Origin of the sequence: Aquirhabdus sp., assembly GCF_046462495.1 — a bacterium.
In the GTDB taxonomy this organism is placed as follows: domain Bacteria; phylum Pseudomonadota; class Gammaproteobacteria; order Pseudomonadales; family Moraxellaceae; genus Aquirhabdus.
The window spans coordinates 1-17119 of record NZ_JBKGVE010000004.1 but is presented as its reverse complement, the minus strand read 5'-3'; the positions used below and the strand labels follow the sequence as shown (position 1 = coordinate 17119).

Below are 17119 nucleotides of genomic sequence, written 5' to 3'. Positions count from 1 at the left end.
TATTTAATTTCAATATGACACGCTAAAAAGAGAGCGAACATGGCCGTCAATAAAGCACAGGATATTCCGAATTTTCTCTACGAGGGAACCAATCGGCGGGGTCAAAAAATCAAGGGAGAAATTCCCAGTAAGAATATGGCTCTGGCGAAAGCGGTCTTGCGTAAGCAAGGGATTAACGTCACCAGCATCCGTAAAAAACAAAAGAATTTGTTGGAATTTATCTCCAAGAAAAAAGTCACGCCGATGGATATCGCGATTTTTACGCGTCAATTGGCAACGATGATGAAGGCAGGGGTGCCTTTGGTTCAATCCTTTGAGATTGTCGCTGAAGGATTGGATAATCCATCCATGCGTGAAGTGGTTTTGGGCATTAAAGGGGAGGTAGAAGGCGGAAATACCTTTGCCGGTGCGCTACGTAAGTTTCCTCAGTATTTTGATGATCTCTTCTGTTCACTGGTTGCTTCAGGGGAGCAATCTGGTGCGCTAGAAACCATGCTGGATCGAGTGGCAATCTATAAAGAAAAGAGCGAGCTGCTGAAACAGAAAATCAAGAAAGCCATGAAATATCCTATAGCTGTAATTATTGTTGCGATTGTGGTGACGATTATTTTGATGGTCAAGGTTGTTCCCGTGTTTCAAGATTTGTTCAGCTCATTCGGTGCTGATTTGCCAGCATTCACTCAAATGGTAGTGAATATGTCGAAATGGATGCAGGAGTATTGGTGGGCGCTTATTTTTGTGATCGTCGTGTCAGTCGGTTTATTCCTTAAAGCCAAAGAGAAAAGCGAAAAATTCCGCGATTTTCTGGACAAGCTAGTATTGCGTTTGCCTATTTTTGGTGACCTCGTCTATAAGGCCATTATTGCACGCTTTAGCCGTACCTTAGCCACAACCTTTGCTGCCGGGGTTCCATTGATTGATGCATTGGAATCGACAGCAGGCGCAACCAATAATGTTTTGTTTCGAAATGCAACCATGCAAATCCGTGAAGATGTTGCGACTGGACAACAGTTACAGTTTGCAATGCGTAGCACCAATCGTTTTCCTTCTATGGCGATTCAAATGGTCGCGATTGGCGAAGAGTCTGGTGCTTTGGATGCGATGCTTGATAAAGTCGCGACCCACTTTGAAAATGAAGTCGATAATGCAGTGGATGGCCTAACCGCTCTCATGGAACCGTTGATCATGGCGATTTTAGGGGTGTTAGTGGGTGGCCTGGTGATTGCAATGTACCTGCCAATTTTCCAAATGGGCTCGGTGATCTAATGCAGAGTTTGCATGATGTTTTAGACTTGATTATTGCTATGCCTTGGCTCAGTACGTTATTGATTGCATTACTGGGTCTGTGCATTGGTAGCTTTTTGAATGTCGTAATTTACCGATTGCCACGAATTATGGAAAGTGAATGGCGTCGGGATTGCTCTGTGCTCTTGCATGACGAGTTGCAGGAGCAACATCGGCTCGATGAGTCGAAGTCTCCTGCAAAAATGACATTGAGTCAGCCCGCTTCAACATGTCCATCCTGCGGTCATAAAATCCGTTGGTATGAAAATATCCCGCTGCTGAGTTGGCTAGTGCTGCGCGGTAAATGCAGCGCATGTAAAGCCTCTATAGGGATTCGCTATCCTCTGGTTGAATTGTTGACCATGCTGGCATCACTCGCTGTATTTTGGGTCTTTGGTCCAACGTTACAAATGCTTTGCGCTTTAGGGCTCACTTGGGCGTTGATTGCTTTGACTGGTATTGATTTTGATACCCAATATTTACCTGATCGCATTACTTTACCGCTTGCTGCTGCAGGATTGCTGGTCAATGCACAAAGCCTTTTTGTATCGCCGAGTCAGGCTATCTGGGGCTATGTCATTGGTTTTTTGGTACTGTGGATTGTCTACATCCTATTCAAAGTCATCACAGGCAAAGAAGGCATGGGCTATGGTGACTTTAAGTTACTTGCCGCGCTCGGTGCCTGGTTGGGTCCCATGCAGTTGCCGTTGATTATTCTATTATCGTCCTTTGTGGGTGCCATCATTGGTATTGTTTTATTGAAAGTACGTAAAGAAAATCAGCCATTTGCATTTGGACCCTATATTGCAATTGCTGGATGGATATCGCTGATGTGGGGCAATCAACTGATCACTGCGTATTTGGGCATGTATCATTAGATGTAAAAGTGGTGACAACAGACATCGTGCGCCGTTATAAAGACAAAATCCCTAAGCCTGTTGCAAAGAGAGGTTTGGGGATTTTTGTTTGTGGTATTTAGTGCTTCAATAGCATATTCATCGCATCTCTCATCAATAGGTCTGAGCTATGTTCATTGTGGGTTTAACGGGTGGTATAGGCAGTGGCAAAACGGCTGCAAGTGACTGGTTTGCAGCTCAAGGGATTACGGTGGTCGATGCCGATGTCGTCGCGCGCGAAGTGGTGATGGTTGGTCAGCCAGCACTATTAGAAATTGCAGAAACGTTTGGTAATTGGGTACTCCAACCCGACGGCGCTTTGGATCGGGCTGCACTGCGCCAACATGTATTTTTACATCCCGAAGATCGTCAGAAATTAGAAAAGATCACCCATGCGCGTATTCATGTGGCGATGGCGCAGCAGTTGCAAACAGCAACATCGCCCTATGTTATTTTGGTATCGCCCCTTTTGCTTGAGTCGGGGAAGTCTGGGCTTTCAAGTCTATGTCAACGTATCTTAGTGGTTGATGTGCCTGAAGAAGTGCAGCGTATCCGAGCAGGTGCGCGCGATGGGCAAACACCCGAGTCGATTGATCGGATTATGGCCGTGCAGATTGCCAGAACAGATCGTTTGGCTCAGGCCGATGATGTGGTCGTGAATGACGGGGAGTTGACGCATTTGCATCAGCAGTTACGAATCTTGCATGCACAATATCTAGAGATGAGTCAGGATCATTGATTTCCCATCAGATAATCATTTAGCAATGAGCGTTTAGATATGGAAAATGTACAGATTTCTTTTGCGTTGGTGGATGTCTTTGCACATCAACCTTTATCAGGGAATGGACTCAGTATCTTCAGTCTAGTCGAGGATATCTCTGGGGAGTTGATGTTGTCGATCACACAAGAGATGCGTCAATTTGAAAGCATTTTTATCCAAAAAATTGATCACTCACCATCGTTCACTGTACGTATCTTTACCATGGAAGAAGAGCTTCCTTTTGCGGGTCATCCGCTGATTGGTGCAGCGGCGTATCTGCATCACAAGAGTTATCCGAAACAAGATGAAGTGATGCTGAGTTTGATCACTCAATCCGGAGAAGTTTCAGTCCGTAGTCACCATATAGCTGGAGAATATTGGGCTGAAATGGATCAAGGAGTCGCGAAAGTATTGCCCCCTATTTCTGAAAAATATATTGAAGAGATATTGGTCGCCCTAAATTTAACTCAAGCCGATCTCATGCCGGATTTGCCTTTACAGGTGATTTCGACGGGTCTGCCTTACTTAATCGTGCCGCTACGTCAAAATTTGCAACACGCTGGAGTCGTTATTAAACACTTCGAAGCGCTATTGGCCAAAGTCGGGGCAAAATTCGTGTATGTTTTGGATGTGCACCGGCGCGAAGGACGAACGTGGGATAATGATGGCCGGGTTGAAGATATTGCGACGGGGAGTGCAGCGGGACCCGCTGCGGTCTACATGACCCTACATGGACATGCCACGGTCAATGAAACGATCCCATTCAAACAAGGGCAATATGTGGGAAGACCCAGTGAGATTTTCGCGACGGTCAGTGGTGAATCGCAGTGGTCGGTTAAGGTACGTGGGCAGGTTTGCTTTGTGGGCGAGGGTACTTTAACGTTACCTCGATAGATGTTTTTAGTGTCTAAATTAAGTTTTTTGAGTACTCCACAATGTCTGAAACTGATCAAGAAAAAGGTTTAAAGGTGCGCACCGAAGTCATGGGTGAAGCTTTTATGCAGCGCGCGATTGAAAATACCACACCACTGACAGAGCCGATGCAGGCATGGATCAATGAGCATGGCTGGGGATCGACATGGCAGCGGGATGGCTTGCCTCGTAGCACACGCTCACTGGTTACGATTGCGATGCTGGTCGCTCTGAAGGCACCCAAAGAGTTACAGGGTCATATTCGCGGTGCATTGAACAATGGTTGCACGGTTAGTGAGATTCAGGAAGTTCTTTTACATAGTAGCGTCTATTGCGGTGCGCCTGCGGCCCAAGAAGGATTTCGAGCGGCTCAAGAGGTGATTGATGAATGGCTAAGAACACGATAAATCGTCAGCTATGAATGGTTGTCGTTACATTATGATTAAATTAAAAAAACCTGACGAATCAGGGCTTTTTAATTCTTAATGAACATCAATCTTAGATATTCTCTTTTTGAAAGAGTCGCCAAGGTTGTAATGCACCGATGCTAACGGCAATCAAACCGACAACCAGTGCTAAAGACAAAGGCTCATGTAAGAGCGGCACTGCTGCAAGCGCGGCAAGCAGTGGTGCCAGAGCGAGTACGCTACCGACCTTGAAGGCACCCAGCCGCTCAACCGCGCCGATAAACGTCAGCATGGCGACAATGACCACAAAGATGCCTTGAAAGATCGCCTGTGTCAAAATTTGTGGCAGCGTGGCCCCCGCCAGCTTACTGGGCAGAAAGAGCATGTAAATCGGTAAATAAACCACAGCAGATAAAATCGCAACTCCTGCCATTGCTTGCCAAGGCGGCAACATCCAACGCTTTAAGAACGCGGTATAGAATCCCCATGCCATTGATGCCATAAAAAAGAAAAGATCGCCAATACCCAGAATAAAAGTATGCTGCTCAAGCATAAGCAAACTCATCCCCGTAAGTCCTGTAGCAATAACGGCAAGACTAATCCAGTTATTCAGGGTCATGGCTTCACGCAGGATGATCAATGCGGCAATCGCTGTCCAAAAAGGCAGCATACCTGTCATCCAGATTGCAGCATGCGCGGCTGGGGCATAGCCAAAGCCTAAGTAGGCAAGGGAAGCATAGGCCACACCGCCAAGCATCGCGAGGACCCATGCTCGCCAATCCAGCAAAAAGCGCCATTCACGTCGATAAATCTGGATCGGAATTAAAACTAGGGCGGCAGTGACGAAACGCAATGCGCCAATGTCCCATGACGTCATGGATTGCGTTGCACCAAGACGTGAAAGCAGGGTAAAGCTACCCCAAATCAACATGGTCGCAGCCAGTAATAAATAACCGATCAATCGTGTACGTTTGATATGAGTCGCATCAAATTCAATAGTTTGCACTCAAAAACTCCGAGTGATGTAGATGCAAGGGTGATGTTCTTAAGCGGGTTGTCTTTGGCGGCAGGCTTCATAAATCGCCATACCGGTGGCCACGCTGACATTTAAGCTCTGTAACGTACCTGCCATGGGGATATAAGCCAGTTGATCACAATTCTCTTGTGTGAGGCGACGTAGGCCGGTGTCTTCAGCACCCATAACGATGGTCAGTGCACCGGTTAAATCGATTTGATGTAAAGGCTTTGCACTTTCATCCAGCATAGTACCTACCGTTTGCACGCCCATTTCTTGCAGAGCGACCAAGGTACGAGATAGATTCGTGACTTGAAAAAAAGGAATGACTTCCGCTGCACCAGCAGCAACCTTACGTGCAATGGGTGTCAGCCCTGCTGCGCGATCACGTGGTGCAATTACACCATGCACACCCATTGCTGCTGCTGTACGCATACAGGCACCAAGATTATGTGGATCGGTGACTTGATCAAGTGCGAGTAAGAAGACGTTGTGTGTTGAACGAACCAGACGCTCTAGATCCCCTTCATCTGAGACAGGTGCGGGACGCACGGCAGCGACAATGCCTTGATGCTGCGCGCCTTCGGACATTTTGCTTAGGGTATCGCGACTGGCTTTTTGCACAGAGATACCATGGGGTTCGGCTTGTTTGACCAAGGCTTGTAGGCGTTCATCATCCCGCCCTTGCAGGACAAAGAGTCCTAAGACTTGTTCTGGCATGGTGCTCAGAAGTGATTCAACCGCGTGTAGGCCAAAGTGGTGTTCTACGGTTTTTGCTGCTTTTGCCATGGTTTACTCTGGGTTCGTGCGGTAAAAAAAACGCTTATTCAATAAGAAGCGCAAATAGGGGCTCTATTCTAGCGAATTTAGCGCATCTTTCCTGAACATATTATGATGAAAAGTGATATTTAAAGAATGGACCATTTGAATAAAAAAAGCCGACTCAAAAGTAGTCGGCTTTTATTTAATCTGGCAAAAGGGATTTTATTTTCCCAGAGCCTGCTTGCGATGATGACGTGCGGTCTTACCACGGCGGCGAATGTTCAGGAGCTCGACCAACAAAGAGAAACCCATAGCGCCGTAGAGATAGCCTTTTTCAAGATGCAATCCCAAACCTTCGATAACCAGAAAGCCACCGACCAAGACCAAGAAGGCTAATGCCAACATTTTGATCGATGGATGACGCTCGACAAAGTCACCAATTGGTTTGGCGGCAAACATCATCACCAGAACCGATGCAACGACCGCAAGGACCATGACGGGAATGTCATTCGACAGTCCAACAGCAGTAATTACCGAATCGAGAGAAAAGACAATGTCGATGATGGCAATTTGAATGACGATTGCGAAGACGCCTTTTTGTACAGCATCACTGGTGGTGAGTTCGCTGTGCTCTTCTTCACCATCGGTCTCTTCATAGATTTCAACAATACTCTTATAGATGAGGAACAGTCCACCTAATATCAAAATTAGATCGCGACCGCTGACATTGTGATCCAGAATCGCAAATAAGGGCTCGGTCAAACGCATAACCCATGAAATCGATAACAGTAATAAAATACGAGTGATCATGGCCAAGGCCAGACCAAACACACGGGTCCGGTTTTGCAAGGGTTTAGGCACCTTGGCAACTAGAATTGTGAGGAAGATGATGTTGTCGATACCTAATACAATTTCAAGCACGGTCAGTGTCGCTAACGTGACCCATGCTTCTGGATTGCTCATCCAACTAAAAAAATCCATAACACTTGTTCTCGCTAATGATTCATAATGGAAAAAGAAAAAATAAACGCTAAATGATTCAATTAAAACTATTTTTATAAATGACGCACATACTTTTTTATTATCCCAAATTGATGCCGATAAATATATAGTAATCGCGTGAGTGGTCGAAATGTGCTCGTCTAATTTCGCGGATTTATCGAAGCGTGAAGTTTAGCGTATGCTGATGTCACGGGGATGACATGTGGGAAAGGGGATTGATGCGTAAGGCTACGGCCGCGCTTTTATTTTTATCAGGGAGTTGGCTCAATCTGAATTTGCCGTATTTCGAAAAACAACATGATCCTTCCAAAATACGGCTCAACGAACGGCTGATCAGTAAGTCAGCGCATTAACCTTCAAAATGGCAAACATAATCAACAATGCTCAAGGCTTGAATTTCAAAGCTGCTGTTGCCATCAACAAAGAAGGATTGGCCGCTACGGAACTGCTCAGTGGCTTTGCCTGGACGTCTCACTTGGCATTCGCCGGAAATGATTTCCATGCGCTCAGGAGCACCGGTATTAAAGGTGAGTGTTGAAGGCAGAATAACCCCAATTGTTTTTTTACTGCCATCAGCAAATAAAACCGTGTGACTGACACACTTGCCGTCAAAATAGACGTTAGATTTTTTGATCACACTAACTTGATCGAATTGCGCGGGGCCCATAACACTCTCCATATTGATGGGCGTATTCTAGCAATCTCGGCTCATGAGAACTAGTCATCCACGGGGTTTGATGATCAGAATATCTGATCGATATGATAAATCGATCACACTCTTGTTAACCGTCAATTTCCCTCTGGCTGAAATATTATCTGCAAGGTATTTTATGGTACTTCGTGTATGCCATGAAATTGGATAAGATCATCCTGTTCAAGTTTGGTGATGCTCCATTTGATTCGCTTTATTTTCGATGAGGCTGGTGTAACATGCAGATAACGTCATTTGCAAAGCACGTAGTAATTTAATGTTGCTCGCTTGGATTTAATGTGTTTGAGTGCCGCTTTCAAGCTGTACATGGTCTATTTAAGTATTTCGCTTTCATTTTTAGAGGCTGGTTGATCCATGCTGACCCGATTAAATTTGCAGAATTTTACATTAGCGCGTGATGTCGCCTTGGATCTCCATGCGGGCTTTACGGTGTTGACCGGCGAAACCGGTGCGGGGAAATCAATTTTGCTGGATGGACTATCTGCGTGTCTGGGAGAGCGGATGGATGCGCAAAGCGTACGTTTTGGTGCGGATAAAGCCGATATCACCGCTCAGTTTGATCTGCATAAAAGTACGGCTGCTAGAGCATGGTTGGGTGAGCGCGAGCTACTGGATATCGATGATGAATTTGAGGTTCGATTACGGCGAGTGATTTTGGCTGAAGGACGCAGTAAAGCATGGATTAATGGCACGCCAACCAGTTTGGCGGAACTGCGCGAACTTGGCGATTTGCTGGTTCAACTGCATGGGCAGCATAGTCAACAGCAACTTCTAAAAGCTGAGTATCCCATGCATTGGTTGGATACCGCAGCACAGCTACAACCGCAAGCGGATGCGGTGCGTACGGAATATAAAGAGTGGCAAACCCTCGTCAAACAACAACAACGGGCATTGATTGAGCGCGAAGCATTACTGGTGCGTCAAGACGTGCTGAATGCCCAGATTGAAGATGTGCAACCGCTCCTGCAACATGACTATGCCGAGCTTGAACAGGAACATGATCGACTTAGCCATTTCGAAGGCATGATGCAGGATTCTGCAGTATTGCTTGAGGGCTTAGATGAGGGTGAAGATAATTTACTGTCTAAACTGGGTTCTTTGCTGCGCCGTGCACAAGCCCAGTCTGGTCGTGCTGAATCCTTGGCGGCAGTAGCGACAGGCCTTGAGTCCGCGCAAACGGAGCTACAAGAAGCCGTTTCCACCTTACGTCAATTTGCGGATGAGCAAGTATTAGATCCAGAACGATTTGCGCAAGTGGACGAGTGTCTGGGTGAGTTTCATCGCTTAGCTCGGAAATATCGCACCACTCCCGAATCCTTGAAACAAGATTTTGAGGGCTGGAGTCGCGAGCTAGAGACTTTGGATGGTTTAGCCGATAGCGACTCGCTACAGTTGAAAGTGACCCAAGCGGAGCAAGCTTATCAAGCTTCTGCATTGGCGCTTGATCAGGCGCGTAAAACAGCAGTTATTTCGCTGATTGAGCAACTCACGACACAAATTAAACCTCTGGCACTTCCTGAGGCACGTTTTGATTTTGAGTTTACCCCTGTTGTTGCCAGTGTAAATGGTTTAAGTCAAATCCGATTACTCTTCAGTGCCAATCGCGGTATTCCACTGCAACCGCTGGCTAAAGTCGCTTCGGGTGGCGAGTTGTCACGGATTGCACTGGTGATGCAGGTCATGATCGCCGCTTATGCTGAAGCGCCAGTGCTGGTCTTTGATGAGGTGGATGTTGGGATTAGTGGTGGCACCGCTGAGGTTGTCGGGCGTTTACTGCGCAATCTGGGTGAGCAAGTGCAAGTCTTGTGTATCACGCATCAACCGCAGGTTGCTGCTCAGGGGCATCAGCATGTATTGGTCGAAAAACAGCAGGGTGAGCAGGCGGCAAGCAGTCTTCGCGAACTGAGTCAGGATCAGCGCATCAGCGAATTGGCCCGTATGTCGGGTGGTGTCGAGATTAATGAAGCGACTTTGTCGCACGCGCGTAGCTTACTTCAATCGGTTTGATCCAGTCGTGTAAGAATTTAGCAGTTGAATCTCGACTAAATTGTTAATTGGTCTGGTTTTTATCTCATTTTGCTCTTAAAGTAAGATGAGATCGCTTTTTTTGATCAATACCTTATTTACGACCAAATGCACCACGGATGGCGCAAAATATGCATCAGTTTTATTGTGTTTTGTTGATGTTTTTCCGTTTTTAGGCGTTCTTAAACTTGTAAAAGCTGAAATGTTGCACCATTTATTGATTAATAAGCTGCATTCATCTTCATTTTTTATGGATACTTTCTATGCCCAAAACACTCTTGCATCAGAATCTAACCCATCGTTGTTTGATCGCACCCCGTGACTCTGATGCGATTGCAAATGATGATTTCTTTGCTGACTCGCTCATCTATATCGCACGTCATGATGAGGAGGGGGCAATGGGACTCTTACTCAATCGTCCAAGTACGGTCGGGATCAGTGAACTGTTGTCTGATTTACAGATTGTCTCTGATTTGGTTAATCCGCACGCTGTTTTGCAAGGCGGACCGATGCGACCTGAAGTCGGTTTTGTCCTGCATACCGGTCAGCCAGTTTGGCATTCTTCGATTGCGGTCAGTGAAAATGTCTGTATTACGACGAGCAAAGATATTCTTGAGGCGATTGCTCATAATGAAGGTGTCGGGAATTATCAGATTATGCTGGGCTTTGCCAGTTGGGGCGCCGGTCAGCTTGAGGCGGAGTTGAAGCGTGGAGATTGGCTGGTTTGTGAGCCGGATATGGAGCTGCTGTTTAACCTGCCTTATGACGAGCGCTGGTCGGCCGCAGCGGCAAAATTTGGCGTGAATTCACCTTGGCTATCTAGCGAAGTGGGTCATGCCTGATTTGCAGGGTCAGGGGAAACTTGAGCAAGAAGCTCCGATTCAGATTCAGCGGATTGTGGCGTTTGATTTTGGGACACAAAAGACTGGCGCTGCGTTTGGTCAATCCATGACAGGGACGGGGACGCCGTTGTCTTTGATTCCGATGAAAGACGGCATCCCGGATTGGGTTCTGCTGGATAAGGTATTGGCAGAATGGCAGCCCGATATATGTCTGGTTGGATTGCCGTTGAACATGGATGACAGTGAGTCAGAGTTGTGTTTACGCGCGCGAAAGTTTGCCCGCCGTGTCAAACATCGTTTAAATAAACCGGTGTGGATGGTTGATGAGCGACTCACCACACGCGAGGCACGGGAAGATGTACGCCGGGTGAGCAATCAGCGTAAGGGCAAAGCGCCTGCTGCGGACTCGATGGCTGCAGTACTCCTTATTGAAAGCTGGTTTCGTGAGCCTGTGGGAGTGCTACCCTAATGGATTCACGTGATTTAAATCACGTGAAAAAAACCCACGGGACGCTGAGCCTTTGTCTATTGATTCTGCAGTGGTTGGTCATGATTCTGATCAGTTGCGGCGTATTGACACAAAACGTCCTGGACGTTGACCAGTCCATCATGGGGTCTGTTCATCAGTTCATTCATCCCTTTTTTGATCGGGTTGCCATCGGACTATCCTATTTAGGGGGCTTACCAGCCTGCGTCATTCTGTTGGCCTTGTTCACCAGTTATAGTGTTTTCATCAAATCGTCATGGCGGACAGAGCTCACTTTTCTATGGGTTTCAATGATCGGATCAGTGGTGTTGGGTTGGTCCTTAAAATTGCTCATCAATCGCCCCAGACCCGAGCTTTGGCCAAGGCTAGTACAAGACTATGGAGCATCATTTCCCAGCGGTCATAGTTTATATGCTGCGACTTTGGCGACAGTACTGATATGGGTTTGCTGGAAAACAGTCTGGCGCTGGCCGTGCGTTATTGTCGGTGTGGTATGGTTTGTCCTTATGGGGATGTCGCGCATTTATCTGGGCGTTCATTACCCAACCGATGTGGTGGCTGGTTGGGTACTGGGTATTGCATGGGTAACGGCTGTATATCGCTGGATGTGTCGATCAATTTAATGAAAAAAGAAACTTTGTGTCATATTTCCTTACACCGATAAAACCATAGGTCTCGTTTAATGGAATTTGTTTTATCAATCTGGCAGCAACCGGTTGCAAAAAGATGGCTCTGCATATTTGCACTCTTACTCGGTGCATGGCTGGTCGGTATCTTTTTTCGTCGTCTCGTGTTGCCCCTCATTCGCCTGATTGTAAAACGGACGCCATGGCTCTGGGATGATGTGTTATTTGAAGCAGGGGTCTTTAAGCGCTTTGCCCGTATCATTCCACCACTGATTTTTTACAATGGACTTGAGTACGTACCGAATCTTTCTGAACGTGCCGAAGAGCGCCTCAGTTCTTTTGCGATGGCGATCATCATTTTGTTTTTGATGCGGGCCATCAGTGCGGTGCTGATCGCCGCAGAGCGGTTGCAACATCATAAGACCGACCGACCGATTAAAGGCTATCTGCAACTTATCAATATTCTGGTCTATATGATTGGCGTTGTTGTGATCATTGCGACGTTGACCCAACGCGAAGCATGGCCACTTTTATCAGGACTGGGTGCGTTATCCGCTGTATTACTCTTGGTGTTTAAAGACACGATATTAGGTTTTGTGGCCAGTGTGCAGCTCAGCTCAAACGACATGCTGCGTATCGGGGATTGGATTGAAATGCCGTCCGCTGGTGCGGATGGCGATGTCATTGATATCAGCCTGCATACCGTTAAGGTCCGTAACTTTGATCAGACGATTACTACGATTCCGACTTGGCGCATGATCAGTGAGTCCTATAAGAACTGGCGGGGGATGTTTGATGCTGGAGGGCGTAGGATTAAGCGTTCAATACTGATTGATGCGACCAGTGTGCATTTTATTACTGCGGAAGAGACGCAGAAATTTGCTGAATTTCGTCTGCTTGATCGTTATATACGTGCCAAGAAACAAGAATTACTGGAGTGGAACGAAGCCCTAGGCAAAGCGAGTCCTGTCAATCAACGACGCCTGACCAATTTGGGTAGTTTTAGAACCTATGCGCAGGCTTATATTGATACCCACAAGGATATTCATCGTAGCATGCCATGCATGGTGAGGCAGTTGGCCAGTGAGGGGGCTGGGATTCCAATCGAGGTCTATTGCTTTACCTCGACCACGGCTTGGGTACGCTATGAGCGTATACAGGGAGATATTTTTGATCACCTATATGCGATCTTGCCGGAGTTTGGCCTCAGGCATTATCAAAAACCCACGGGGATTGATGTCCGTGAAGCCGCATTTCGCTCATCCGCCATGGCGGCGGATGTTGATGACTAATACAAAACGTTAAAGCCCTCATGATAGAGGGCTTTAACGTTTCATTGATGTTATTTTTCTTTTAAATATGGCCACGCGGCACGTAAATAAATCATCATGGACCACAGGGTCAGAATGACTGCGATATACAGCAGAACGTAAGAGACGATTGACAAAGCATCTAAGTTTAATAAAAACACCGTAATGGAAATCAACTGAAAGGTCGTTTTGAGCTTACCCACCCATGACACGGCGACGCTTGCGCGATTGCCCAATTCCGCCATCCACTCGCGTAGAGCAGATACCGTGATTTCCCGTGAGATGATCACAATCGCGGCAAAGGCCATATAAATATTGGGTTGCCATTGGACGAGAACAACGAGAGCTGCTGCAACCATCAGTTTATCGGCCACTGGATCAAGGAAGCGACCAAAGGCAGAGCTTTGATCCATGACGCGCGCCAGATAGCCATCTAGCCAGTCGGTGATTGCGGCAAGCGCAAATAAACCAGCCAAGACAATGTGGCGAGTAAGGCTTCCGGTGTGACCCGCAATGCCAATGGCGGGTGGCCAATAAGCGATCAAGAGAAAAACGGGAATCAGCGCAACACGCGATAGCGTGAGGATATTTGGAATATTTAGTATTTTACCGGTCACGGATGTTCCTCGCGCTTTTTTTCAAATGCTGACAGCAGGGCTTTTAGTTTATAAAAAATCCATTTCTACAGAAGCAAGTGATGTCATTAAACCAATATCTGAACGGATGCCTAGCCGTCATCATAGCAGACAGATGATCGGATGAGAAAAATCTTATTTCAAGGCTCGATTTATCAAAAACTGCCCTTATTAACAGAAGCTCAGCACTTTATGATGTGTAGATTATTTTGAACAGCGCCCAGCAGCCCAGCCCGCAGAAAACGGAAACGATCTCGCCAACACCTTATCAAGGTATGAGTGGCTTTGCGGTTATTAAAAGTTTATTGCCTTACCTCTGGCCAAAAGGTGAGTGGGGACTGCGCGCCCGCGTGGTGACGGCGCTGGTTTTATTATTTGCAGCCAAGCTGACAACCAGTTATTTACCGATTCTTTATAAGCACGCGGTTGATGCGCTGAGTTTAAAAAATCCCGCGATTTTAATCGTTCCTGTGGCGCTGATTGTGGCCTATGGTTTGACGCGAGTGATGGCACTGATGTTTGCTGAGCTGCGTGATACGGTTTTTGCTCGCGTCCAGCAACATATTATTCGGGTGGTAGGGGTGAAGGTTTTTGATCACCTACATCATTTGTCGCTGCGCTTTCATTTATCGCGCCAGACAGGCGGGGTGAATCGCTCTATTGAACGCGGCACACGTGCGATTGATACGCTCTTGTCTTATTTGCTATTTAGCCTAGTACCAACCCTGTTTGAAATTGGGTTGGTCACGATCATTCTATGGAAGTTATTCAATGGCTGGTTCGCATTGGTTACCTTGCTGACGGTCGCGGCATACCTTGTGTTTACGTTTACCATCACCGAATGGCGCACCAAGTTTTATCGGGAGATGAATGAAGATGAGAGCCGTGCCAATACACAGGCCATCGATTCATTACTCAATTTTGAGACGGTGAAATACTTTGGGAATGAGGCGCTGGAAGCCAAAAAGTACAATGATTTACTCAAGAAACTCGAAGATTCCTCCGTTAAAAGTCAATCTAGTCTTTCGATTCTCAACGTCGGGCAAGGCTTTATCATTTCGATTGGTCTGACGATCATGATGTGGATGGCGGCTCAAGGTATTCAAGCGGGCACCATGAGCATCGGTGACTTTGTCTTGGTGAACAGCTACCTGCTCCAGCTCTATGCGCCGCTAAACGGCCTTGGCTTTGTTTATCGCGCCATCAAGCGCGCTTTTACCGATATGGAAAAAATGTTTGAGCTGCTCGGCGTTAATCGTGAAATTGCGGATGTGGCCAATGCCCCTGCTTTACGCGTCAATGGGGGTCAGGTCGAATTCAAAAATGTCCAATTTGGCTATGATCCTCGGCGAGAGATTCTCAAAGGCGTCAGTTTTAGTATTCCAGCAGGGCAGACTGTTGCGGTAGTTGGGGCTTCGGGTGCGGGTAAGTCGACGTTGAGTCGTTTGTTATTTCGTTTTTATGATGTGAACGGTGGTGCGATCTTAGTGGATGGGCAAGATATTCGTCAGGTGACACAAGAAACCCTAAGAGCTGCTTTAGGAATTGTCCCTCAAGATACGGTACTGTTTAACGACACGATTCGCTATAACATTGCTTACGGTGATCCGAGCGCAACGACCGCAGAGATTGAGCATGCGGCTAAGCTGGCACATATTCATGAGTTCATTTTGGCGATGCCCGATGGCTACAATACAGTGGTCGGTGAACGCGGCTTGAAACTGTCTGGCGGTGAAAAGCAACGAGTCGCTATTGCCCGAACGATTTTGAAAGATCCGGCCATTTTGCTATTTGATGAAGCAACAAGCGCGCTCGATACGCATACTGAACGTGAAATTCAGGCGAATCTGCGTGAGGTGAGTCGTGGTAGAACCACGCTAGTGATAGCACATCGCTTATCGACCATTATTGACGCCAATGAAATTTTGGTGATGGCAGATGGGCAGATTATGGAGCGAGGTGCACATGCAGAGTTGTTACGTTTAGATGGTTTGTACGCCGCCATGTGGCGACAACAGCAAGCGGAACGCGATTGACGGGTACTCAATTTTACGCTTTATAAACACAGCGTCCGATAAATATTCCTTATAGTATTCGGGCTGAAATTTAAAAGAAGTATTTTCTAACAAAACACAGTTAAAGCAATAAACTTTCACGCTGTCTTTTTTTTGTTGAGTGTCATATAAACACTCGCACCAGTTATATGGATATACATCATGCCGTTGACCGTCCTCCGTTCGATCTTGAATGAACTTAACCATACCGCATCAGTTCCTTTGCGTGATGGTCACTATCTCAAGGTACGGGTGCTTGGTACAACGATGGGACAGTCGGTATTGATGTTGCCCGGTCTAGGTATGAGTGCCAGTCATTGGCTCCCCTTTGTTGCGCGCTATGCCCATCAATATCGTTTTTATATGCCGGATTTGCGCGGAGCAGGTCTTTCATCGCATGTACCGTTTAATCAAGCTGATGTTTTTCAGAATCATATGGAAGATATTCAGGATCTAATCGCTCACTACCGATTAAAAGACATCTTGCTGGTAGGCTATTCATTGGGTGCAACGACCTCGATGCATCTTCAGCGCGCAGGTCAGTTTGAGCTGGTTAAACGTTATCTGCATATCGACCAATCACCGTGTATCCGTAACCAAGATAATTGGTCGTATGGACTTGTGGGCGAGCGGCAATCAGAGCTTTTCCAAAACATGCGTGAAGCAGCAGAATTGTTGTCTCATTACCCGTTGGCGACTTATCTCGGTGATATTCCGGCGAAGTTTCAAGGTGATATTGTCGATAAAATAGAAAACATCATTCTGATGCTCAGTGGACAGACAGCTAAAAAGCCTTGGTATAAATTGGCATTGCTTGGGCTGTTGCCGTTTAGCAATAGGCTGCCATTGACCAAGATTGAAGATATTCAAACTTATTTTGCGGCCTATACTGGTGAGGGCTATGACTACCGCGAAAGCTTGAAAGACTGCACAACACCCATTACTCAGATCGTCGGCATGCAGTCTCAGCTCTATGATCCACGTGGACAAATGCAAATTGCCAAATATGCCAAACATGTAAAGGTGATTCCGTTTGAGCGTTCAGGCCATGCGCCGCTGATTACAGAGCCTGTCAAATTTACGCGAGTGCTCGGTGAGTTTTTGGCAGATACTAAAGCTGAAACCTCTCAAATCAGAATTTCTTCATAACGACCCCCGTTATTCTTATTTTACTCAATCTAGTCTCAGGATTAGAGTAGACCTCCAACTTGAATGCAAATAAGGCGAAAACGTACAAAGCCGTACGTTTTCGCCTACAAACTGACCACTTGATTAAATAAGAGAAGAAAGGGTTTGACAGTTGATGTGGAATGTATAGAATGCACCCCACAGCGACGGTGACTGGCTTAGAAATAAGTAAGTAAAACAGTAGCTTAAGTGTTTTAGGGAG

At 46.6% G+C, this 17119-nt stretch carries 17 protein-coding genes; 12 read left to right on the top strand and 5 right to left on the bottom strand.

Annotated elements, in window-relative coordinates:
• Nucleotides 1–39 precede the first annotated feature (39 nt).
• From ACLHG7_RS03625 to ACLHG7_RS03605, 5 genes are all read left to right on the top strand, one after another.
• Nucleotides 40–1266 carry a type II secretion system F family protein gene (locus tag ACLHG7_RS03625; protein WP_410209706.1) on the top strand — a complete coding sequence of 409 codons (1227 nt, stop codon included), beginning with the start codon at nucleotides 40–42 and terminating at the stop codon, nucleotides 1264–1266.
• Between the two features lie 8 nt (nucleotides 1267–1274).
• Entirely contained in the window at nucleotides 1275–2162 is an 888-nt protein-coding gene (locus tag ACLHG7_RS03620) for a prepilin peptidase (protein ID WP_410210374.1), read from the top strand.
• Between the two features lie 148 nt (nucleotides 2163–2310).
• Entirely contained in the window at nucleotides 2311–2919 is a 609-nt protein-coding gene (coaE, locus tag ACLHG7_RS03615) for a dephospho-CoA kinase (RefSeq protein ID WP_410209705.1), read from the top strand.
• A gap of 39 nt (nucleotides 2920–2958) precedes the next feature.
• Nucleotides 2959–3834: a PhzF family phenazine biosynthesis protein gene (locus ACLHG7_RS03610; protein WP_410209704.1), complete on the top strand. Its 876-nt coding sequence runs from the start codon at nucleotides 2959–2961 to the stop codon at nucleotides 3832–3834.
• Nucleotides 3835–3875: 41 nt separating this feature from the next.
• On the top strand, nucleotides 3876–4259 hold the full coding sequence (locus ACLHG7_RS03605; protein ID WP_410209703.1) for a carboxymuconolactone decarboxylase family protein: 384 nt from the start codon (nucleotides 3876–3878) through the stop codon (nucleotides 4257–4259).
• Nucleotides 4260–4350: 91 nt separating this feature from the next.
• On the opposite strand, the gene ACLHG7_RS03600 is transcribed toward ACLHG7_RS03605, so the two are convergent.
• The 4 genes from ACLHG7_RS03600 to ACLHG7_RS03585 all read right to left on the bottom strand — a co-directional run bounded on the left by ACLHG7_RS03600 (nucleotide 4351) and on the right by ACLHG7_RS03585 (nucleotide 7705).
• Nucleotides 4351–5265, bottom strand: a complete 915-nt coding sequence (locus ACLHG7_RS03600; RefSeq protein ID WP_410209702.1) for a DMT family transporter — start codon at nucleotides 5263–5265, stop codon at nucleotides 4351–4353.
• A 39-nt stretch (nucleotides 5266–5304) separates the two neighbouring features.
• Nucleotides 5305–6063 carry a 23S rRNA (guanosine(2251)-2'-O)-methyltransferase RlmB gene (gene rlmB, locus ACLHG7_RS03595; protein ID WP_410209701.1) on the bottom strand — a complete coding sequence of 253 codons (759 nt, stop codon included), beginning with the start codon at nucleotides 6061–6063 and terminating at the stop codon, nucleotides 5305–5307.
• 195 nt (nucleotides 6064–6258) lie between these two features.
• Nucleotides 6259–7017, bottom strand: a complete 759-nt coding sequence (locus tag ACLHG7_RS03590; protein ID WP_410209700.1) for a TerC family protein — start codon at nucleotides 7015–7017, stop codon at nucleotides 6259–6261.
• A gap of 370 nt (nucleotides 7018–7387) precedes the next feature.
• Nucleotides 7388–7705 (bottom strand): pyrimidine/purine nucleoside phosphorylase, encoded by a 318-nt coding sequence (locus ACLHG7_RS03585; protein ID WP_410209699.1) that lies wholly within the window; start codon nucleotides 7703–7705, stop codon nucleotides 7388–7390.
• Nucleotides 7706–8104: 399 nt separating this feature from the next.
• On the opposite strand from ACLHG7_RS03585, the gene recN reads away from it, so the two are divergent.
• The 5 genes from recN (at nucleotide 8105) to ACLHG7_RS03560 (ending at nucleotide 13022) form a co-directional block, all read left to right on the top strand.
• Nucleotides 8105–9757: a DNA repair protein RecN gene (recN, locus tag ACLHG7_RS03580; RefSeq protein ID WP_410209698.1), complete on the top strand. Its 1653-nt coding sequence runs from the start codon at nucleotides 8105–8107 to the stop codon at nucleotides 9755–9757.
• Between the two features lie 281 nt (nucleotides 9758–10038).
• A complete protein-coding gene (locus ACLHG7_RS03575; protein ID WP_410209697.1) occupies nucleotides 10039–10617 on the top strand; it encodes a YqgE/AlgH family protein in 579 nt (192 codons plus the stop codon).
• Nucleotides 10610–11086, top strand: coding sequence for a Holliday junction resolvase RuvX (gene ruvX, locus ACLHG7_RS03570; RefSeq protein WP_410209696.1), 477 nt, complete (start codon nucleotides 10610–10612; stop codon nucleotides 11084–11086). The genes ACLHG7_RS03575 and ruvX overlap by 8 nt, the downstream gene beginning before the upstream one ends.
• Nucleotides 11086–11727, top strand: coding sequence for a phosphatase PAP2 family protein (locus ACLHG7_RS03565; protein ID WP_410209695.1), 642 nt, complete (start codon nucleotides 11086–11088; stop codon nucleotides 11725–11727). Before ruvX ends, ACLHG7_RS03565 begins: the two co-directional genes overlap by 1 nt.
• Nucleotides 11728–11786: 59 nt before the next feature.
• Complete coding sequence (locus ACLHG7_RS03560; protein WP_410209694.1) at nucleotides 11787–13022, top strand: mechanosensitive ion channel family protein; 1236 nt, start codon at nucleotides 11787–11789, stop codon at nucleotides 13020–13022.
• A 50-nt stretch (nucleotides 13023–13072) separates the two neighbouring features.
• On the opposite strand, the gene pgsA is transcribed toward ACLHG7_RS03560, so the two are convergent.
• The gene (pgsA, locus tag ACLHG7_RS03555; protein WP_114897566.1) at nucleotides 13073–13657 is read right to left on the bottom strand and encodes a CDP-diacylglycerol--glycerol-3-phosphate 3-phosphatidyltransferase; all 585 of its coding nucleotides are present in this window, start codon (nucleotides 13655–13657) and stop codon (nucleotides 13073–13075) included.
• A 227-nt stretch (nucleotides 13658–13884) separates the two neighbouring features.
• On the opposite strand from pgsA, the gene ACLHG7_RS03550 reads away from it, so the two are divergent.
• On the top strand, nucleotides 13885–15711 hold the full coding sequence (locus ACLHG7_RS03550) for an ABCB family ABC transporter ATP-binding protein/permease (RefSeq protein WP_410209693.1): 1827 nt from the start codon (nucleotides 13885–13887) through the stop codon (nucleotides 15709–15711).
• A gap of 180 nt (nucleotides 15712–15891) precedes the next feature.
• Complete coding sequence (locus tag ACLHG7_RS03545) at nucleotides 15892–16878, top strand: alpha/beta fold hydrolase (protein ID WP_410209692.1); 987 nt, start codon at nucleotides 15892–15894, stop codon at nucleotides 16876–16878.
• Nucleotides 16879–17119 lie beyond the last annotated feature (241 nt).